The sequence below is a fragment of the Streptomyces sp. CHD11 genome, from assembly GCF_018638295.1.
GTDB lineage: Bacteria > Actinomycetota > Actinomycetes > Streptomycetales > Streptomycetaceae > Streptomyces.
In genome coordinates this window covers 22,710-41,533 of the sequence record NZ_JABTTS010000023.1, presented here as the reverse complement: position 1 = coordinate 41,533, position 18,824 = coordinate 22,710, and the positions used below count along the sequence as shown (strand labels likewise).

15 protein-coding genes and 2 tRNA genes are annotated in these 18,824 nt (G+C 71.1%); 13 read left to right on the top strand and 4 right to left on the bottom strand.

The genetic code is table 11. The annotated features are described in order from the left end of the window. Window positions 1–458 precede the first annotated feature (458 nt). The 3 genes from HTV45_RS21715 to HTV45_RS21705 all read left to right on the top strand — a co-directional run bounded on the left by HTV45_RS21715 (window position 459) and on the right by HTV45_RS21705 (window position 2,739). On the top strand, window positions 459–1,043 hold the full coding sequence (locus tag HTV45_RS21715) for a biotin transporter BioY (protein ID WP_215207501.1): 585 nt from the start codon (window positions 459–461) through the stop codon (window positions 1,041–1,043). Window positions 1,044–1,379: 336 nt separating this feature from the next. Continuing rightward, window positions 1,380–1,865: a ribose-5-phosphate isomerase gene (locus HTV45_RS21710; RefSeq protein WP_215207500.1), complete on the top strand. Its 486-nt coding sequence runs from the start codon at window positions 1,380–1,382 to the stop codon at window positions 1,863–1,865. A 46-nt stretch (window positions 1,866–1,911) separates the two neighbouring features. After that, window positions 1,912–2,739 (top strand): DNA-formamidopyrimidine glycosylase family protein, encoded by an 828-nt coding sequence (locus tag HTV45_RS21705; RefSeq protein WP_215207499.1) that lies wholly within the window; start codon window positions 1,912–1,914, stop codon window positions 2,737–2,739. 4 nt (window positions 2,740–2,743) lie between these two features. On the opposite strand, the gene HTV45_RS21700 is transcribed toward HTV45_RS21705, so the two are convergent. Next, entirely contained in the window at window positions 2,744–3,994 is a 1,251-nt protein-coding gene (locus HTV45_RS21700; protein ID WP_215207498.1) for a GNAT family N-acetyltransferase, read from the bottom strand. A 164-nt stretch (window positions 3,995–4,158) separates the two neighbouring features. On the opposite strand from HTV45_RS21700, the gene HTV45_RS21695 reads away from it, so the two are divergent. Next, on the top strand, window positions 4,159–5,337 hold the full coding sequence (locus tag HTV45_RS21695; protein ID WP_215207497.1) for a PP2C family protein-serine/threonine phosphatase: 1,179 nt from the start codon (window positions 4,159–4,161) through the stop codon (window positions 5,335–5,337). A gap of 96 nt (window positions 5,338–5,433) precedes the next feature. Next, entirely contained in the window at window positions 5,434–5,904 is a 471-nt protein-coding gene (locus tag HTV45_RS21690) for an HD domain-containing protein (protein WP_308309723.1), read from the top strand. Window positions 5,905–5,940: 36 nt separating this feature from the next. Here the strand turns inward: HTV45_RS21690 and HTV45_RS21685 are convergent, their stop codons facing one another. Beyond that, entirely contained in the window at window positions 5,941–7,128 is a 1,188-nt protein-coding gene (locus tag HTV45_RS21685; protein ID WP_215207496.1) for an acyltransferase family protein, read from the bottom strand. 636 nt (window positions 7,129–7,764) lie between these two features. Here HTV45_RS21685 and HTV45_RS21680 point away from each other — a divergent pair. Beyond that, on the top strand, window positions 7,765–7,959 hold the full coding sequence (locus tag HTV45_RS21680; protein ID WP_215207495.1) for a hypothetical protein: 195 nt from the start codon (window positions 7,765–7,767) through the stop codon (window positions 7,957–7,959). A gap of 93 nt (window positions 7,960–8,052) precedes the next feature. Here the strand turns inward: HTV45_RS21680 and HTV45_RS21675 are convergent. Then, window positions 8,053–8,123 (bottom strand) — tRNA-Gly (locus tag HTV45_RS21675). 167 nt (window positions 8,124–8,290) lie between these two features. Here HTV45_RS21675 and HTV45_RS21670 point away from each other — a divergent pair. From HTV45_RS21670 to clpX, 5 genes are all read left to right on the top strand, one after another. After that, window positions 8,291–8,367: transfer RNA gene (locus tag HTV45_RS21670), tRNA-Pro, on the top strand. A gap of 165 nt (window positions 8,368–8,532) precedes the next feature. Then, window positions 8,533–9,924: a trigger factor gene (gene tig / locus HTV45_RS21665; protein WP_215207494.1), complete on the top strand. Its 1,392-nt coding sequence runs from the start codon at window positions 8,533–8,535 to the stop codon at window positions 9,922–9,924. Between the two features lie 671 nt (window positions 9,925–10,595). Continuing rightward, window positions 10,596–11,201: an ATP-dependent Clp protease proteolytic subunit gene (locus HTV45_RS21660; RefSeq protein WP_030217676.1), complete on the top strand. Its 606-nt coding sequence runs from the start codon at window positions 10,596–10,598 to the stop codon at window positions 11,199–11,201. Window positions 11,202–11,312: 111 nt separating this feature from the next. After that, on the top strand, window positions 11,313–12,005 hold the full coding sequence (locus HTV45_RS21655; RefSeq protein WP_103546106.1) for an ATP-dependent Clp protease proteolytic subunit: 693 nt from the start codon (window positions 11,313–11,315) through the stop codon (window positions 12,003–12,005). Between the two features lie 183 nt (window positions 12,006–12,188). After that, complete coding sequence (gene clpX, locus HTV45_RS21650; protein WP_215207493.1) at window positions 12,189–13,475, top strand: ATP-dependent Clp protease ATP-binding subunit ClpX; 1,287 nt, start codon at window positions 12,189–12,191, stop codon at window positions 13,473–13,475. A gap of 84 nt (window positions 13,476–13,559) precedes the next feature. Here clpX and HTV45_RS21645 read toward each other — a convergent pair whose 3' ends face one another. Further along, window positions 13,560–14,516: a hypothetical protein gene (locus tag HTV45_RS21645; RefSeq protein ID WP_215207492.1), complete on the bottom strand. Its 957-nt coding sequence runs from the start codon at window positions 14,514–14,516 to the stop codon at window positions 13,560–13,562. Between the two features lie 137 nt (window positions 14,517–14,653). Between HTV45_RS21645 and HTV45_RS21640 the strand changes: the two genes are divergently transcribed. Beyond that, window positions 14,654–17,278 carry a valine--tRNA ligase gene (locus HTV45_RS21640; protein WP_215207491.1) on the top strand — a complete coding sequence of 875 codons (2,625 nt, stop codon included), beginning with the start codon at window positions 14,654–14,656 and terminating at the stop codon, window positions 17,276–17,278. 480 nt (window positions 17,279–17,758) lie between these two features. Continuing rightward, window positions 17,759–18,814 (top strand): acyltransferase, encoded by a 1,056-nt coding sequence (locus HTV45_RS21635; RefSeq protein ID WP_215207490.1) that lies wholly within the window; start codon window positions 17,759–17,761, stop codon window positions 18,812–18,814. Window positions 18,815–18,824 lie beyond the last annotated feature (10 nt).

Genomic DNA, 18,824 nt, shown 5'->3' with positions numbered 1-18,824 from the left:
AGACAAAACGCCGCCCAGTGTGGGCGGCCCCCTCGCGGCCCGGGGGAGGCCGTCCACGATGCGGACGACGGCTATGCGGAGGGTGATGGTCCGCTTACCTGCGGGACGGTGTCACGTCACGACCCCCGGTGCGAGGCGTCCCCTCGACCGCGTGCGCGACCGCGTCCCCGCCCACCATCGGCTCGTGCTCCGGACGGCGGCCGGGGGCGGCGGGGCGCCCGCGGTGCCGGGCCGCCGGTTTGGTGATTCCCTACAGCCGCCGTTCCCGCGCCGTGTGTCGGCGACGCCACCTCACCTCAGTGACCGGCGTCACCCCCTGTTCCCGCTTACCTCTGTTCTTTGTCCGGAGCCCACCAAGCCCCCGTTCGCGCCTTTGTCGAACGCTGACGGTGATCGACGCGGGGGCACCGGTATAGCGTCGCGGTGTCCCCAACCGCCCTCACCTCCGCGGAGACCCCATGAGCACCGCTTCCGTCACGTCCGCCCGACCCGGTCAGGTCCTCGCCGACCTCGTCCCGGCCTCCCGCGTCCGGGACGCCGCGTTGGTGTTCGGCGGTGCCGCGTTCACCGGCCTCGCCGCCCAGATCGCGGTGCCCGTCCCCGGCTCCCCGATACCGGTGACCGGCCAGACCTTCGCGGCGCTGCTCGTCGGCACCACCCTCGGCGCCCGCCGCGGCTTCGCCTCCCTCGCGGTGTACGCGCTGGTGGGCATGGCCGGTGTGCCGTGGTTCGCGGAGGGCAGGTCGGGAATGGGGATGCCGTCCTTCGGCTACATCCTCGGCATGCTGCTGGCCGCCGTCGTCGTGGGCGCGCTCGCCCGCCGCGGCGCCGACCGCTCCGTCTGGCGGACGGCGGGCACCATGCTGCTCGGCTCCGCGGTCATCTACGCCGTCGGCGTGCCCTACCTGGCCCTCGCCACCGGTATGTCCGCCTCCGCCGCCATCGCGGCCGGTCTGACCCCGTTCCTCATCGGTGACGCCCTGAAGGCGGCGCTGGCGATGGGTGTGCTGCCGACGGCCTGGAAGTTCGCCGACAAGCGGTGACCGCCTGACGGCTTCCGCGGAGGAGGCTCGCCGCTCGTGGTCGGCGGCGAGCCTCCGCTCGTGGTGGCACCGGATCCACGGGGTCCCGGACCGGGCCCGTCGGCGCGAGGACCAACAGCGCGGCCGCCCCGGCCGTGACCGTCGAGGGGGCGGCTGCCCCCAGCAGTGCGGGCTGTCCGGCCGGCCCGGTCCTCGGCGGTTCATCCGCTCCCGAACCGACCGGCCGACCGGCTGGTTGCCGGTGCCGAGGAGCGGCGGGGCCGCCGGGGCGTCCCCCCGCACCCCCTTCGCCCACCCCGCGCCGCCGCCCGGCGGCAGCCGTGTCACACTCGTCGCATGCGCGTGTACCTCGGCTCCGACCATGCGGGCTACGAATTCAAGAACCACCTCGTCGACTGGCTCCGGGAAGCGGGCCATGAGCCCGTCGACTGCGGCCCGCACATCTACGACGCCCAGGACGACTACCCGCCCTTCTGCCTGCGCGCTGCGGAGCGGACCGCCGCGGACCCGGACGCTCTCGGCATCGTGATCGGCGGCTCCGGCAACGGCGAGCAGATGGCCGCCAACAAGGTCAAGGGCGTACGGGCGGCCCTGGCGTGGAGCGAGGAGACGGCGGCACTCGGCCGTCAGCACAACGACGCCAACGTGGTCGCGGTGGGCGCGCGCATGCACAGCCGGGACGAGGCGACGAAGTTCGTCGAGATCTTCCTGAGTACGCCGTTCTCCGGTGACGAGCGTCACATCCGCCGGATCGGCATGCTCTCCGGTTACGAGACCGACGGCGACCTCCCCCCGGTCCCGGCCCACCACCCCCAGCGGTAGACGGCGGCCCGCCAGGGCGAGGAAGAAGAGCGAGCGAGGGGGGCCCGTGCCCGAGGGTCACACGATCCACCGGCTGGCCAAGGACTACGCCGAGGCCTTCGTGACCGGCGGCCCCCTCCGCGTGACCAGCCCCCAGGGCAAGTTCAGCGACGCCGCCGCCCTGCTCGACCGCACCCCGCTGCACGCCACCGACGCCCACGGCAAGCACCTCTTCCTCGGTTTCGCGGAGCCCGAGCCCGAACACGCCGACTGGGTCCACATCCACCTGGGGCTGTTCGGCAAGGTCACCTTCGGCCCGGCCCCGGCGCCGCCGCCCACGGACACCGTCCGCCTCCGCCTCGCCGACGACACCTCGTACGTCGATCTGCGCGGCCCCGCCACCTGCGCCCTGATCACGGACGGCGAGAAGCGGGCGGTACACGACCGGCTCGGCCCCGACCCGCTCCGCCCGGACGCCGATCCGGCCCGGGCGTACCGCAGGATCAGCCGCAGCCGTACGACGATCGCCGCGCTCCTCATGGACCAGAAGGTCATCGCCGGCGTGGGCAACGTCTACCGCGCCGAGGTCCTCTTCCGGCACGGCATCGACCCGTACCGCGCGGGCCGGGACATCCGCCCGGCCCAGTGGGACGCGATCTGGGCCGACCTGGTCGCGCTCATGCGCGAGGGCGTCCGCCACAACCGCATCGACACCGTCCGCCCGGAGCACACCCCCGAGGCGATGGGCCGCCCGCCGCGCGTCGACGACCACGGCGGCGAGGTGTACGTCTACCGCAGGGCCCACCTGCCCTGCCACATCTGTGGCGGCGAGATCCGCACCGCCGACCTCGCCGCCCGCAACCTCTTCTGGTGCCCCGCCTGTCAGCGGCCCTGAGCTCTCAGAAGCCGTGCGGCAGCCACGGTGCCCGGTCGCTCCCGAACGCCAGGGACGCCTCCGCGAGCGCACCGCGCCGTACCTCGCGCACCCGGCCGGCCGCCGCGAGCGCCGTGAGGCTCACCCCGCCCAGATAGGCGGCGCCCAACTCCCGTACCGACAAGGCGAGATCAGCGGTGTCCTCGGTCCGCTCGCAGGACGCGCCCTTCGGGTCACCCGTCAGCCGCCAACGCCCCGCGTTCCAGGGACAGAAAGCGTCCTCCACCTCGAACACGACGTCCACGGGGGCCTGGTACGTCCGCTGGCTGAGCGCCGCGCCGACATCCACCAGCCGTACGTACAGCGCGTCCCGCAGCCTCGGCCGGCACCGCCGTATGTCCGACACCAGGAACTGCCAGCCCTCGTCGACCGGCCGCCCGCGCGCCACCACCGCCGACGTCAGGTCGATGTCGAACAGGAAGCGCCACAGCGCCGCGTCCGCCGCCGGATCCAGCGCCTCCAGCGCGCTGAGAAGCACCTCGCCGTCGGGACCGCCGGGGCCCCAGGACGGCTTCACACGGAACCGCGCGTACCCGACCGTCGCACCGTGCCGCTCGGCGACCACGCACTGCAGTGGGGACGCCCCGCCCCGCTCGCTCTCCGGGTCGAGCAACCCCAGCCGCTCCCAGCCCGCCCCGCGTGCCAGCATCCCCGGCCGGAGCGCCACCAGCCGGGCGTAGACCGCCTCGCAGGCGTCCAGCACCTCGGCGGGCGCCGCGTACCGCAGCCGTACGTCATCCGTACCGGGTGGCACCGACAGAGCGGCGCGCCCCGTGTCGATCTCCGCGTCCGTCTGGAAGGTGGCCGCTCCGTAGCCGAACCGGCCGTAGATCGCCGGCTCGGACGCGGTCAGCACGGCCAGCGGTTCGCCCCAGGAGCGGACGTCGTCCAACTGCCGCCGCATCATGGACGTCAGCACCCCACGGCGCCGGTGCGTGGCGGCCACACCGACCATCGTGACACCCGCGGCCGGCACGGACGCGCCGCCGGGCACTGTCAGCCGGAAGGAGAAGGCGCCCGCCGACCCCACGCACGCGTCGCCGTCCCAGGCACCCAGGAAGCGGTCGAACTCGGTGAGCGAGTTCCACAGCTCCCGCTCCTCCTCCGCCTCCGGGGGCCCTCCGAAGGCGCGGATGAGGTTCGCGTACATCTTGTCCCATTCATCCGGTTTCAGTGCCCGGAGTCCGGGCGCGGGGCCCCTCTGCTCGTTCGCCATATGGTCATGCCTACCAGGGCATTGCGGGACGAGCGAGGGAATTTCTCCCGGGCGGCCCCACGGCGGCGTCCCGTGAAGTTCACTGTGATTCCGGTCCCCGTCCGGGGGGACAACCAGGACCTCCCGTGCCAAGCGGCCGGTCCGATGGATAGGGTCCCGAACTAATGGCAGCAGGACGAGAGCGGCGCGCGGAAGCCGACACGTTCACGGCCCGGTTGAACAAGCAGTGGCACCGGGCCCGCGTCGGCGTGCGCCGGGCCGCCGTCGACTACTTCCGCGGGGACGGCTCCGACTGGATCGCGCTCGTCGGTCTGCTGCTCACCGTCCCGCTGATCGCGGCCGGGACACTCGCCAACTCCGTGTGGTGCGCGCCGTCCGCCCTGGTCGTCCCGATCGTCGCGGGGGGACTGCTGCTGCGTCCGGCGAGCCTGCTCGGCCTGTACGCGGTGGCGGCGACCGCCCTGATCGTGGAGGCGGTCAAGCTGGGCCCGTACACCGAGGGCGCGGCCCGCGTCACCCCCGGTGTGGTCCTCGTCGTCGCGGCCTGCGGCTTCTTCGGGCTGCTCGTCGCCCAGTTCCGCAGCCGGGTGGGCGTGCCCTGGCGGCGCGGCGGCACCATGCTGTTCGACCTGCGTGAACGCATCCGGGTACAGAGCAAGCTGCCGAACCTGCCCGACGGCTGGCACCGCGAGATGGCGCTGCGCCCGGCCGGCGGACAGTCCTTCTCCGGGGACTTCGTGGTCGCGGCCCGCACCAACGGCGGGCGCACGATGGAGGTCGTCCTGACGGACGTCTCCGGCAAGGGCATGGACGCCGGCTCGCGCGCCCTGCTGCTGTCGGGCGCCTTCGGCGGTCTCCTCGGCAGCCTCCCGCCGCACGCCTTCCTCCCGGCCGCCAACGGCTATCTGCTCCGCCAGGACTGGGACGAGGGCTTCGCCACCTCCATCCACCTGGTGCTCGACCTGGACTCGGGAGACTACGAGCTCTACTCCGCCGGCCACCCGCCGGGCCTTCAGCTCAGCGCCGGCAGCGGCCGCTGGGAGGAGAAGGCGGCCGAAGGCCCCCTGCTCGGCGTGTACGACGGTGCCCAGTTCGACTCGGTGAAGGGCTCTCTGCGGCCCGGAGACGTGCTGATGCTCTTCACCGACGGCCTGGTGGAGACCTCCGACCGGGACATCGTCGAGGGCATCGACCGCCTCACCGGCGAGGCCGACCGCTATGTCGCCGGCGGCTTCCACGGCGCGGCCTGGCATCTCATCGAGTCGGTCGCCAAGGACGTCAACGACGACCGGGCCCTGCTGCTCATATGCCGGGAGGGCCCGACCGCCGCCGCGGCCCGCTGACCGGCCGCCCCGCCACCGCGTGCCCGCACGCTCCGGAGCCCTCGTCGGCGCGGTACGGGGATATCGGGACCCAGCGCCCCCGGGCACACTGGACAGGTGACCGAGACACCGCGCGCCCCCGTCGCCCCGCTGCCCCCGGACCGGGTGGCAGCCCTCGCCCGCGCCGCGCACGCCGACCAGACCGACAAGGCGGGCCGGCCCTACGCCGAGCACCTGCGGGCCGTCGCCGAGGGCGTCCGCGCGCGCGGCGGTGACGAGGAGGAGATCGCGGCGGCCTGGCTGCACGACGCGGTGGAGGACGACCGGCTGACACGCCGGTGGCTCGACGAGGCCCCGCTCACACGGCGGACCAAGGACATCGTCCTCGCGGTCACCAAACGGCCCGGGGAGCCGCCCGAGGCGTACGCGGCCCGGATCCTCGCCACCCCGGGCGCGCTGCTGGTGAAGGAGGCCGACCTGGCGCACAACGCCGACCCGGCCCGGCTCGCGGTCCTCGACGGGGCCACCCGCGAACGGCTGACCGAGAAGTACGCGCGGATGCGCGCACTTCTCGGTCTGGGGGAGTGAAGCGGTCAGGGCCGGGGGAGTGAACCGGGCGGAACGCTAGACCGCGACCTTCTCACCCGGCGCTCGCACCTCGGCGCTCTCCCCCGCGCGGTCGCGGGCCGTCTCGGCCGCGGGGTCCTGCCTGAAGGCCCACGCCATCCTCGGCTCCACCACACACCGCAGGGTCCGCCGCACCGGCCCGGTGCACAGCAGCGTGATGACGGCGGCCGCGAGGACGGTCAGCCCGATCACGCCGAGCGGCTCCCGCAGTGCCGGGTGGTCGAACCAGCCCGCGTAGATGCCCGCCTTCACGAAGAAGCCGTGCACCAGATAGCCGTATATCGTGCCCGCGCCGAGCGCCGTGAACCACATGTGGCGACGCGGCACCCACGCGAAGAAGCACACGGTCATCAGCAGCGAGCAGGCGAGCGTCCCGGACACCATCAGCGGCCCCGACCACCAGGGAGCGTTCAGTTCCTCCGCGGCGGCCTTGTGGTAGAGCCAGCCGAGGTCCATCCGCGGAACCGACCACCAGGCGGTGGCCGTCGCCAGGGCCAGCACCGGCAGGGACATCAGGCGCACCGAGCGGTGCCGCACCCGCTGGAAGTGCTCGGGCCGCAGCATCAGACCCAGCACGAAGAACGGCAGGAACTGCAGCACCCGCTGGAGTTCGAGATCGTCACCGATCTGGGGCGACACGGAGCCCAGGGCGGCCGGCACCAGGGAGACCGCCAGCGGATGCCGGACCGTCCGCCACACCGGGGTGGTCACCCGCCAGACGACCAGCGCACACAGGAACCACAGGTGGTACGTGGGGTCCAGCAGTGTGATGCCGTGGTCCGGGTTGTCGTTCCCGTAGCGTTCGAACAGGGAGTAGGCGGTCTCGAAGACGGCATAGGGGATGATCACACCGGTGATCAGCCGCTTCACGTGCTTGGGCCGCAGGTCGAAACCGCGGGAGAAGTAGCCGGAGATCAGGATGAACGCCGGCATGTGGAACGTGTACACGACGCGGTACGCGGTCTCCACGGCCCGGTCGTCCAGGAGCTGCCCCCAGGCGTGGCCCACGGCCACCAGCACGATCGCCAGGTACTTGGCGTTGTCGAAGAACGCGTCGCGCCGTCTGCCGGCCGGCGGTTCGCTCTCCGTGTGCGTGGTGCGCGGGCTCGGCACTCCGTCCGCCAGTGACCCGGCCGGGGGGAGCGGCGCTCTGCGGTTTCCGTACGTTCGCTGCGAGTTCGTCACTGACCCTCCCGGCGGGAACGCGGGGGGACGATCGGTGAGCTCGCTGCGCTTGCGGGGGACGAGGCAGCGTGGAACATCTGAGGCACCCTAGCGTTGTCCGCGGGATTTGGGGAAACGCCCGTCGTCATTACCGGTATTCAATCCGGGTACCCGGGATCGGGGAATATGCGCACACTGGTGAAGTGATGGTCAACACATGACGCCGGTAAGGGGTTTGACCATCGAAAGCAACCCTACTTGTCACGATTTTTCCGGACTGAACGGGGCATGAGTGCGGCAGGTGACTCCGACGGAATGTCCGCCTTCGCCTCCCTGTCACCACCTCTCCACGGGTGAGTCGGGTCGTCCGCTGCGTCAACGCGACGTAAATTCGAATTACTTGCGAACGCATTGTGTGGGAGCGGCAACGGTCCCGTCGAATTTCCCTGTGCGTGTACTTCTTCGAATTGCCGTGCGATACATCACCGTTGCCCCGCGCGGGCGCGTGTGGACCCACGTGATCGGACACCGCGGCGCGGACGATCCGTCACCTGCCGCATAGGGGAGCCATGTTGGTGGCACGATGGTCCTGGCGGGGTGCGCGGGGTCGCGTCGCCCGGGCCGGGGAAGCCGATCCGACCGAGGGTGTGATCAGTTGTGGCCATTTCACTGTCAGTGGTGCTGCTGTTGGCGATCATCCTGGTGGTGTTGCTGAGAGGCGGCTCCATCAAGGCAGGACCGGCGATCGTCGCCGTCCTCTTCGGCTTCTTCCTCGCCTCGACCGGCATGGCCGACGACATCCAGCGGTTCCTGGACTCGCTGGCGGAGATGGTCAACTCGATCAGCTTCTGACCCCGCCCGGCCCGCCCGCGCGCCGCGGGACCCGCCACACAAACGATCAGGGCCGGAACGAGGAAGACCTCGTTCCGGCCCTGAGCCGTACAGAGCGGGCGACGGGAATCGAACCCGCGTAGCCAGTTTGGAAGACTGGGGCTCTACCATTGAGCTACGCCCGCACAGAGCGCGCCGCGCGTCGGAAGGCCGCGGCACTGACAGGCATCGTAGCGGGTTGGGCGCCCTCGTCGCACACCCCGTTTCCGGACCGCCGCCCGGCGCCGCACCACGCCCGGCAAATGCGTCGGCCTTCCCGCCCGGGTGCCTGTACCCTACGTGTCGCACCAGACGGGGTGTGGCGCAGCTTGGTAGCGCGTCCGCTTTGGGAGCGGAAGGCCGTGGGTTCAAATCCCGCCACCCCGACCATCCACCTGCTTCACGCACCGGTGATCGCCTTTTGGGTGCCGTAGCCGCTGCCGTTACTATGCAAGCTGCACGCCCTGTGTGTCTCTGAGTCCTCCGGGCGGCGAATCGGCCGGACCGTTCTGGTCCCGGCAGAACCCGAGAAGTCAGCCACAAGGAGACCGAACCGTGAAGAGCGCCGTGGAGACCCTGAACCCGACCCGGGTTCGGCTCACTGTCGAGGTGCCCTTCGAGGAGCTCAAGGACAGCCTCGACGCGGCGTACAAGAAGATCAACCAGCAGGTCACGGTGAAGGGCTTCCGTAAGGGCAAGGTCCCGGCCCGGGTCATCGACCAGCGTTTCGGCCGCGGTGCGGTGCTGGAGGAGGCCGTCAACGACGCCCTCCCGAAGTTCTACACCGACGCGGTCAACGAGGCGGAGCTGAACCCGCTGGGCCAGCCCGAGGTCGACATCACGGAGCTGAAGGACGGCGAGACGCTGAACTTCACCGCCGAGGTCGACATCCGCCCGGCCATCGAGATCCCGGACTACTCCGGCATCGAGGTCGAGGTCGACGCGGTCGAGGTCTCCGAGGAGGATGTCGACAAGGCCGTCGAGGAGCTCCGCGAGCGCTTCGCCTCCACCTCCCCGGTGGAGCGCGCCGCCGATGACGGCGACGTCGTCACCATCGACCTGGAGGCCAAGGTCGACGGCGAGGTCCTCGAGGACGGCGTCGCGAGCGACGTCTCCTACACCATCGGCTCCGGTGAACTGCTGGAAGGCATCGACGACGCCGTGAAGGGCGTGGAGGCCGGCGGCGAGACGACCTTCACCTCCGAGCTCAAGGGCGGCTCGGCCGCCGGCAAGGAGGCCGAGGTCACCGTCAAGGTCACCCAGGTCGCCGCGCGCGAGCTGCCCGAGCTGGACGACGAGTTCGCCCAGCTCGCCTCCGAGTTCGACACCCTCGAGGAGCTGAGGGCGGACAGCCGCAAGCGGCTGGAGAACATGAAGCAGTACGACCAGGCCACGCAGGCCCAGGAGCGCGTCCTGGAGAAGCTGCTCGAGCTGGTCGAGGTCCCGGTCCCCGAGAAGCTGCTCGAGGACGAGATCAACACGCGCAAGCACAACCTCGAGCACCACCAGCTCGGCCAGATGGGCCTCGACCTCGCGAAGTACCTGGAGATCCAGGGCAAGACCGAGGAAGAGTTCGACACCGAGACCCGTGAGGCCGCGGTCAAGGGCATCAAGACGCAGTTCGTCCTCGACGAGCTCGTCAAGCAGGAGAAGCTGAACGTCAACCAGGAGGAGCTCACCGAGCACCTCATGCGGCGTGCTTCCTCCTCCGGCATGTCCCCCGACCAGTTCGCCCAGGCCGTCGTCGAGCAGGGGCAGGTCCCGCTCCTCGTCGGCGAGGTCGCCCGCGGCAAGGCCCTGGCCGTCGTGGTCGAGAAGGCCACGGTCAAGGACACCAACGGCGAGACCGTCGACCTCGAGGACGAGGAGGAGGACGAGACCACCGAGTCCGCGTCCGCCGCCGAGCCCGAGGCCGAGTCCCCCGCCGGGGAGAAGACCGAGGGCTGACCCCTCCAGCGTGATCACAGGGCCCCGGGGCGCAACACCGCCCCGGGGCCCTCGCGCAAGCACCACACCTCCGGCGCCACCCGGCGAGACGACCTCACCCACCCTGGGTTGCGTCGGCGTATCCGCCCCGTCAGGGGCGCGGGGAACTGCGCGCCCGGCCACACCCGCCCCGCACCCGCCCCGGAACGAGGCGCCGCACGGCGGGACTGCCCCACCCGTCCCAGGTGGCGTCGGTCGGACGAACCCCCGGGCCCTGATCATCGGGCGTCGGCGTATCCGCCCCGTCAGGGGCGCGGGGAACTGCGCGCCCGGCCACACCCGCCCCGGAACGAGGCGCCGCACGGCGGGACTGCCCCACCCACCCCAGGGGCGCATCCGGTGGGCGGCCCCCGGCCAACCCCCAGGGGCGCGGGGAACTGCGCGCTCACCCCAGCCGCCCCGACAGGCCCGCCGCACGGCGACAACGCACCCGGCGCCCCGCACAGCGCGCACTACACCCCTCTACGCCCCCGGCGAACACTCCCGTTACCGGGATTCTCCGGCGGAGCCCCCGCGTTAGGGTCCATGAATACCAGGGGACGAGAGTCACCGAATACGGCTCAACCCCACAGGGATACGTGAGACGGCCCGGCGCCGTCGTAAGACGAGCAGGTGGATACGTGACGAATCTGATGCCCTCAGCCGCCGGCGAGCCCTCTATCGGTGGTGGCCTCGGCGACCAGGTCTACAACCGGCTGCTGGGTGAGCGGATCATCTTCCTCGGCCAGCCGGTCGACGACGACATCGCCAACAAGATCACCGCACAGCTGCTGCTCCTTGCCGCCGACCCGGACAAGGACATCTACCTGTACATCAACAGCCCCGGCGGCTCCATCACGGCCGGCATGGCGATCTACGACACCATGCAGTTCATCAAGAACGACGTGGTGACGATCGCGATGGGCCTGGCGGCCTCCATGGGCCAGTTCCTGCTGAGCGCCGGCACCCCCGGCAAGCGCTTCGCGCTGCCGAACGCCGAGATCCTGATCCACCAGCCGTCCGCCGGCCTCGCCGGCTCGGCCTCGGACATCAAGATCCACGCCGAGCGGCTGCTGCACACCAAGAAGCGCATGGCCGAGCTGACGTCCCAGCACACCGGCCAGTCGGTCGAGCAGATCACCCGAGACTCCGACCGCGACCGCTGGTTCGACGCCTTCGAGGCCAAGGAGTACGGCCTCATCGACGACGTGATCCCCACGGCCGCCGGCATGCCGGGCGGCGGCGGCACCGGGGCCTGAGCGGGCCGCGCGGAGCCCTGTGGCCCCGCACCCGCCCCTCCGGGCCCCCGGCCCGGTGAACCAGCCCCAGCAGCCCCAGCCGACCGCCTCAGCCCCCTTCCAGGAGACACCGTGAACGACTTCCCCGGCAGCGGCCTGTACGACCGCACCCCCGCCGCCTCCGAGGGCCGGTACACCGGCCCCGCTGCCGAGTCCCGTTATGTCATCCCGCGCTTCGTCGAGCGCACATCCCAGGGCATCCGCGAGTACGACCCGTACGCGAAGCTCTTCGAGGAGCGGGTGATCTTCCTCGGCGTCCAGATCGACGACGCCTCCGCCAACGACGTCATGGCGCAGCTGCTGTGCCTGGAGTCGATGGACCCTGACCGGGACATCTCGGTCTACATCAACAGCCCCGGTGGTTCCTTCACCGCCCTGACGGCGATCTACGACACGATGCAGTACGTGAAGCCGGACATCCAGACGGTCTGCATGGGCCAGGCGGCCTCCGCCGCCGCCGTCCTGCTGGCCGCCGGCACGCCCGGCAAGCGCATGGCCCTGCCGAACGCGCGTGTGCTGATCCACCAGCCGTACAGCGAGACCGGCCGCGGTCAGGTCTCCGACCTGGAGATCGCCGCCAACGAGATCCTCCGGATGCGGAGCCAGCTGGAGGACATGCTGGCCAAGCACTCCACCCGGCCGCTCGAGAAGATCCGCGAGGACATCGAGCGCGACAAGATCCTCACGGCCGAGGACGCGCTGGAGTACGGACTGATCGACCAGGTCATCACCACCCGGAAGATGGACAACTCCAGCCTGCGCTGACGCGCCGCGGGGGTGTAACGTCTGCCGCCCCTTGGCACGGTTTGGCACGGTCCACGTCAAAGTGAACCGTGCCAAGGGGGGCCCGAACGGGGGGCCAGGCAAGGTACCGTCGGACATAAGGCAGCACCAGGAGCCGCCGGACACGGACGTCCGGTCGACTCCCAGGCGAAGGGGAAGCACACCGTGGCACGCATCGGTGACGGCGGCGATCTGCTCAAGTGCTCGTTCTGCGGCAAGAGCCAGAAGCAGGTCAAGAAGCTCATCGCAGGGCCCGGTGTGTACATCTGCGACGAGTGCATCGATCTCTGCAACGAGATCATCGAGGAAGAACTCGCGGAGACCAGTGAGGTCCGCTGGGAGGAGCTTCCCAAGCCGCGCGAGATCTACGAGTTCCTCGAAAGCTATGTGGTCGGGCAGGAGTCGGCGAAGAAGGCCCTCTCCGTCGCCGTGTACAACCACTACAAACGCGTCCAGGCAGGGGAGAACGGCGGCGCCCAGGGCCGCGAGGACGCCATCGAGCTGGCCAAGTCCAACATCCTCCTGCTGGGCCCCACGGGCTCCGGCAAGACCCTGCTGGCCCAGACCCTGGCCCGGATGCTGAACGTCCCGTTCGCGATCGCCGACGCCACCGCGCTCACCGAGGCGGGATATGTGGGCGAGGACGTCGAGAACATCCTGCTGAAGCTGATCCAGGCGGCCGACTACGACGTCAAGAAGGCCGAGACCGGGATCATCTACATCGACGAGATCGACAAGGTCGCCCGCAAGAGTGAAAACCCGTCGATCACCCGCGACGTCAGCGGCGAGGGCGTACAGCAGGCCCTGCTGAAGATCCTCGAGGGCACCACGGCCTCCGTCCCGCCGCAGGGCGGCCGCAAGCACCCCCACCAGGAGTTCATCCAGATCGACACGACGAACGTACTGTTCATCGTGGGCGGTGCCTTCTCCGGACTGGAGAAGATCATCGAAGGCAGGGCGGGTGCCAAGGGCATCGGCTTCGGCGCGACGATCCGTTCCAAGCGGGAGATGGAGAACAAGGACCAGTTCGAGGAGGTCATGCCGGAGGACCTGGTCAAGTTCGGCATGATCCCCGAGTTCATCGGCCGGCTCCCGGTCCTCACCAGCGTCCACAACCTGGACCGCGAGGCCCTGCTCCAGATCCTCGTCGAACCCCGCAACGCGCTGGTGAAGCAGTACGAGCGTCTCTTCGAACTCGACGGTGTGGAGCTGGACTTCGAGCGCGAGGCGCTGGAGGCCATCGCCGACCAGGCCATCCTCCGTCAGACCGGCGCCCGCGGCCTGCGCGCCATCATGGAGGAGGTCCTCCAGGGCGTGATGTACGAGGTCCCGTCCCGCAAGGACGTCGCCCGCGTCGTCATCACCGCCGACGTGGTCCTCTCCAACGTCAACCCGACCCTGATCCCGCGGGACGCCCGCGGCCGGGGCTCCGGCGAGCAGAAGACGGCGTGACCGCCGCCGCGGCGGCGGCAGCGAAGCGACGAGGAAGGGCCCCGGTCGACGACCGGGGCCCTTCCTGGTGCGTACGGTCCGGGGTCAGGACGTGACGCGTACCTCGTTGCGCACCTTGGTGGTCATGTCCGCCGCGGCGCTCTTGGTGATGTCCTTGGTGTTGTCGCCGGGGGAGACGACCGCGATGGTGCTGTAGTCGCCCCAGGCGCAGAACCAGTTGGTCGTTGCCTTCTGCGTGAGGTTGTTGGTGCCCTTGGCCGCCTGGCACTTCATCACCGCACCGTCGAGGTCGACCGACTCCGGCTCACCGACCAGTTCGGTCATGAGTTCGTTGCCGCCCTTCGCCGACTCCTTCTTGAGGGAGGCGAAGACCCTGTCGACCGCGGCCTCCGGGTCGGTGACCTCGCCGTACGCGCCGAAGAACGACACGCCCTTCGCGGTCAGCAGTTCGGCCCGGTCGGGGATGGTGGTCGGGTCCTGCGGGTCGTAGTTGCTGAAGTCGGCCGTCGAGTAGGAGGCGGCGACGGACTTGCCGTTCTTGATGCCGCCCTTGGCCAGGTCGTCCGCCATGCCGGTGCTGGAGTTCTCGCCGCCGTCGCCGACCCGCGTGTACTCGCTCATCACCGTCTCCGGCGCCGACAGCTTGTGCGGGCCGTCGTCCTCCAGGCCGCCGGCGCCGCCGCCCCCGCCGATCACGAAGTAGGCGCCCACACCGATCGCCGCGACGACCGCGACCGCGCCGACGATGATCGCGGCCTTCTTGCCGCCACCGCCCGGGGCGGGGGGCTGGGGCTGCGCGCCGTACGGGGCCTGCCCGTAGGGCGGCTGCTGGCCGTACGGGGGCTGCTGCGGCGGGACACCGGGCTGACCGGGCTGCTGGGGGTAGCCGTAGCCCGGCTGTCCGGGCGGGGGCGCCTGCTGGGGGTAGCCGTAGCCGGGCTGCGGAGCCTGCGGCTGCTGGCCGTAAGGTCCCTGCTGGCCGTACGGCCCGGGCTGCTGGGGCTGCTGCCCGCCGTACGGGCCCGGCTGGTTGTAGCTCATTTCTGGGTTCCCCTCCAGATGCTTATGCGTCGCTGACATCCTGACTCAGGACTGGCGGCTTCTGACAGGCGGGGGTCGCACCGTTACAAAGGAAAGGCGTTTCGGGACAGGCCCGTGACGCCTCTAAACTGAGCCCCGTGACCGACAACGCTCAGCAGCAGCCACCCGCGCCCACGACCGAACTGCCGACCCAGTACGCGCCGGCCGATGTAGAGGGGCCGCTGTACGAGCGCTGGGTAGAGCGCGGTTACTTCGAGGCGGACGCGGCGAGCGACAAGCCGCCCTTCACCGTTGTCATCCCCCCGCCGAACGTCACGGGAAGCCTGCACCTCGGGCACGCCTTCGAGCACACGCTCATCGACGCCCTCACCCGCCGCAAGCGCATGCAGGGCTTCGAGACGCTGTGGCAGCCCGGCATGGACCACGCCGGCATCGCCACGCAGAACGTCGTCGAGCGCGAGCTCGCCAAGGAGGGCAAGTCCCGCCACGACCTCGGCCGTGAGGCGTTCGTCGAGCGGGTCTGGCAGTGGAAGGGCGAGTCCGGCGGCCAGATCTCGGGCCAGATGCGCCGCCTCGGCGACGGCGTCGCCTGGTCGCGTGAGCGCTTCACCATGGACGAGGGCCTCTCCCAGGCCGTCCAGACCATCTTCAAGCGGCTCTACGACGACGAGCTGATCTACCGCGCCGAGCGCATCATCAACTGGTGCCCGCGCTGTCTCACCGCGATCTCCGACATCGAGGTCGCGTACCAGGACGACGACGGCGAGCTCGTCTCGATGAAGTACGGCGACGGGGACGAGACCGTCGTCGTCGCCACCACCCGCGCGGAGACGATGCTCGGTGACACCGCCGTCGCCGTCCACCCGGACGACGAGCGCTACCGGCACCTGGTCGGCAAGCTCATCAAGCTGCCGCTGACCGACCGTTCCATCCCGGTCGTCGCGGACGAGCACGTCGACCCCGAGTTCGGCACGGGCGCCGTCAAGGTGACCCCGGCGCACGACCCGAACGACTTCGAGATCGGCCGGCGGCACGACCTCCCGGCCATCACCGTCATGGACGAGCACGCCGTCATCACCGCCCACGGCCCCTTCCAGGGCCTGGACCGGCTCGAGGCCCGCTCCGCCATCGTCGCCGCGCTGCGCGCCGAGGGCCGGATCGTCGCCGAGAAGCGGCCCTACGTCCACTCCGTCGGCCACTGCTCGCGCTGCAGGACCACCATCGAGCCGCGGCTGTCCATGCAGTGGTGGGTCAAGGTCGGCCCGCTGGCGAAGGCAGCCGGTGACGCCGTCCGCGACGGCCGCGTCACGATCCATCCGCAGGAGATGGAGAAGCGGTACTTCGACTGGGTCGACAACCTCCACGACTGGTGCATCTCGCGGCAGTTGTGGTGGGGCCACCGCATCCCCGTCTGGTACGGGCCGGACGGCGAGGTCGTCTGCGTCGGACCGGACGACGAGGCGCCGACGGGCGAGGGCTGGCACCAGGACACCGACGTCCTCGACACCTGGTTCTCCTCCGGCCTGTGGCCGTTCTCCACGCTCGGCTGGCCCGAACAGACCGACTCGCTCGCGAAGTTCTACCCGAACTCCGTCCTGGTCACCGGCTACGACATCCTCTTCTTCTGGGTCGCCCGGATGATGATGTTCGGCCTGTACGCGATGGACGGCACCCCGCCGTTCCACACCATCGCCCTGCACGGCATGGTCCGCGACCAGTTCGGCAAGAAGATGTCGAAGTCCTTCGGCAACGCGGTCAACCCGCTGGACTGGATGGACAAGTACGGCTCCGACGCCCTGCGCTTCACGCTCGCGCGCGGCGCCAACCCGGGCGTCGACGTGCCGATCGGCGAGGACTGGGTCCAGGGCTCGCGCAACTTCGCCAACAAGATCTGGAACGCCACCCGCTTCGCCCTGATGAACGGCGCGACGGTGGACGGCCCGCTGCCGGACGCGTCGCAGATGTCGCCGACCGACCGCTGGATCCTGTCCCGGCTGAACTCGACCGTCGCGGAAGTCGACGCGTTCTACGACGACTTCCAGTTCGCGAAGCTGTCCGACGCGCTGTTCCACTTCGCCTGGGACGAGGTCTTCGACTGGTACGTCGAGCTGTCCAAGACGACGTTCCAGGCGGGCGGCAAGCCGGCCGAGGTCAGCAAGCGGGTCCTCGGTGAGGTCCTCGACGTCACGCTGCGGCTGCTGCACCCGGTGGTCCCGTTCGTCACGGAGACCCTCTGGACCACGCTGACCGGCGGTGAGTCGGTCGTCATCGCCGAGTGGCCGAAGGACAGCGGCTTCCGGGACGGCGACGCCGAGCGGGAGATCGGGACGCTCCAGTCGGTGATCACCGAGGTCCGCCGCTTCCGTGCCGACCAGGGGCTCCAGCCCGGCCAGCGGGTCCCGGCCCGGCTGGCCCTCGACGGCACGGCGCTCGCCGCGCACGAGCCGGCGATCCGGCAGCTGCTGCGCCTCCAGCCGGAGGGGGACTCCTTCACGGCCACGGCGACCCTGCCGGTCGCCGGCGCCGAGGTCGCGCTGGACCTGTCCGGCGTGATCGACGTGGCCGCCGAGCGCAAGCGCCTGGCCAAGGATCTCGCCGCCGCCGAGAAGGAGAAGTCCCAGGCGACGGCGAAGCTCGGCAACGAGGCCTTCCTGGCGAAGGCCCCGGATCACGTGGTCGACAAGATCCGCACCCGCCTGGCCAAGGCGGACGAGGACATCGCCCGCCTCCGCATCCAGCTGGACCGCCTGCCGGCCGCCTGACCCGGTGCCGGGGCCCGTTCCGGCACCGGCCGGTTCCGGCGCTGGGCAGGTCCCGGCGCCGGACGGCCCCGGTGTCGGGGTGGTTCCCGGCCCGGACGGTGCGGCGCCGGACGCTCCCGGCACCGGTTAGTCCCCGGCGCCGTGCGGTTCGCGGCGGCGAGATGTTCCAGGCCCTGAACCACCTCCGGGACCCCGATCGTCCGCGATCCCGGGCAGTCCACGGTCCTGAAGCCGGCCACGGTTTCCGACCGTTCCCGGCCGGGGCCACCCGACCGCCTGGCCACCGGCCATCGGCTACCGACCGGCCACCGACCGGCCACCGACCGCCGACCGGCCGGCCACCCGGCCCCCCGCTCGTGCACGGCCCCCGACCTCTCCGGCCGGGGGCCGTTCACGTGATGGCGGCCGTCGCGTAACCCGCCGGCGGGATCCTGTGGCGTGATCCTCCGCAGGCCGACGCCGTCAGGAGCACGCCCTCCGATGTCCCGCACCGTGCCCACCACCACCGCCGCCGCACCGCCCGCCGGACCGCCCGCGCGGCGTGCGTCCGAGCGGGAGCGGCGCCACGACATCGACCTCCTGCGGGTCGTCTGCACCGCCGCCGTCGTGCTGGTGCACGCCTCCGCCGAGTTCCTCCACGCCGGACACCGCACCACCGGCGTGGTCGGCGACTCGGCCGGCCGGTTCGCCGTGCCCGCGTTCTTCGCGATGGCCGGCTGGGCCGCCCTGTCCGGCTCACCGGTGCGCGACGAGGCCCAGCTCCTCACCCGGCTCGGCCGGATCCTGCGTCCGATGGCGGTGTGGACGGCGGTCTACCTCCTCTGGCAGTACCTGGCCGGGCCGCCTCCGGACGGCGGCGCCGAGGAGGCGGCGCGCGCGCTCTTCGGCTCCGTGCGGGCCGCCTTCCACCTCTGGTACCTCTACGCCTACGTGCCGCTCGTGCTGCTCCTCGGCGTCACGGTGCTGGTCGTCAGGCGGCGCGCCACGCCCCGCCGGGCCCTGCCGCTGCTGGTCGCGTTCGCCGTCGCACCGGCCTTCGCCGGGGACGCGCGGACGCTCACCGGGCTGCCGCTGCCCGACTGGGAGTGGAGCGTGTCGCTGTCCTCGCTGGGGTACGCGGTGGCGGGTGCCGCCCTGCTCGCCGCCCGGCGGTGCGGCCCGCGCCCGCTGTGGCTCGCGGGCGCCGCGGTCGCGTTCGCTGCCCTCGTCGTGTACCAGCTCACCGTGCGGCATCCCGCCGCGTACGGGAGCGTGACGGTGGCCGCGCTGACCTTCGCGGTGCTCGGCGCGGGTCGCGGGTCGCGGGTGCCGGAGCGGGCGCGGGCGGTGCTCGGGCGGCTGTCGGACGCGTCGTTCGGGACGTACCTGGTACATCTGCTGTGCGTGATGCTGCTGGTCAGGCCGGTCGCCGAGTGGCTGCCGCGCGGCTACTGGGCGCCCGCGGCGCTCGCCGTGTCGGCGTCGGCCGCCGCCGCGCTGGCCTTCGCGGTGAGCGTTCTGTGGGGCCGGATGGGGCTGCGCAGATGGCTCGGCTGACGCGGGAGCG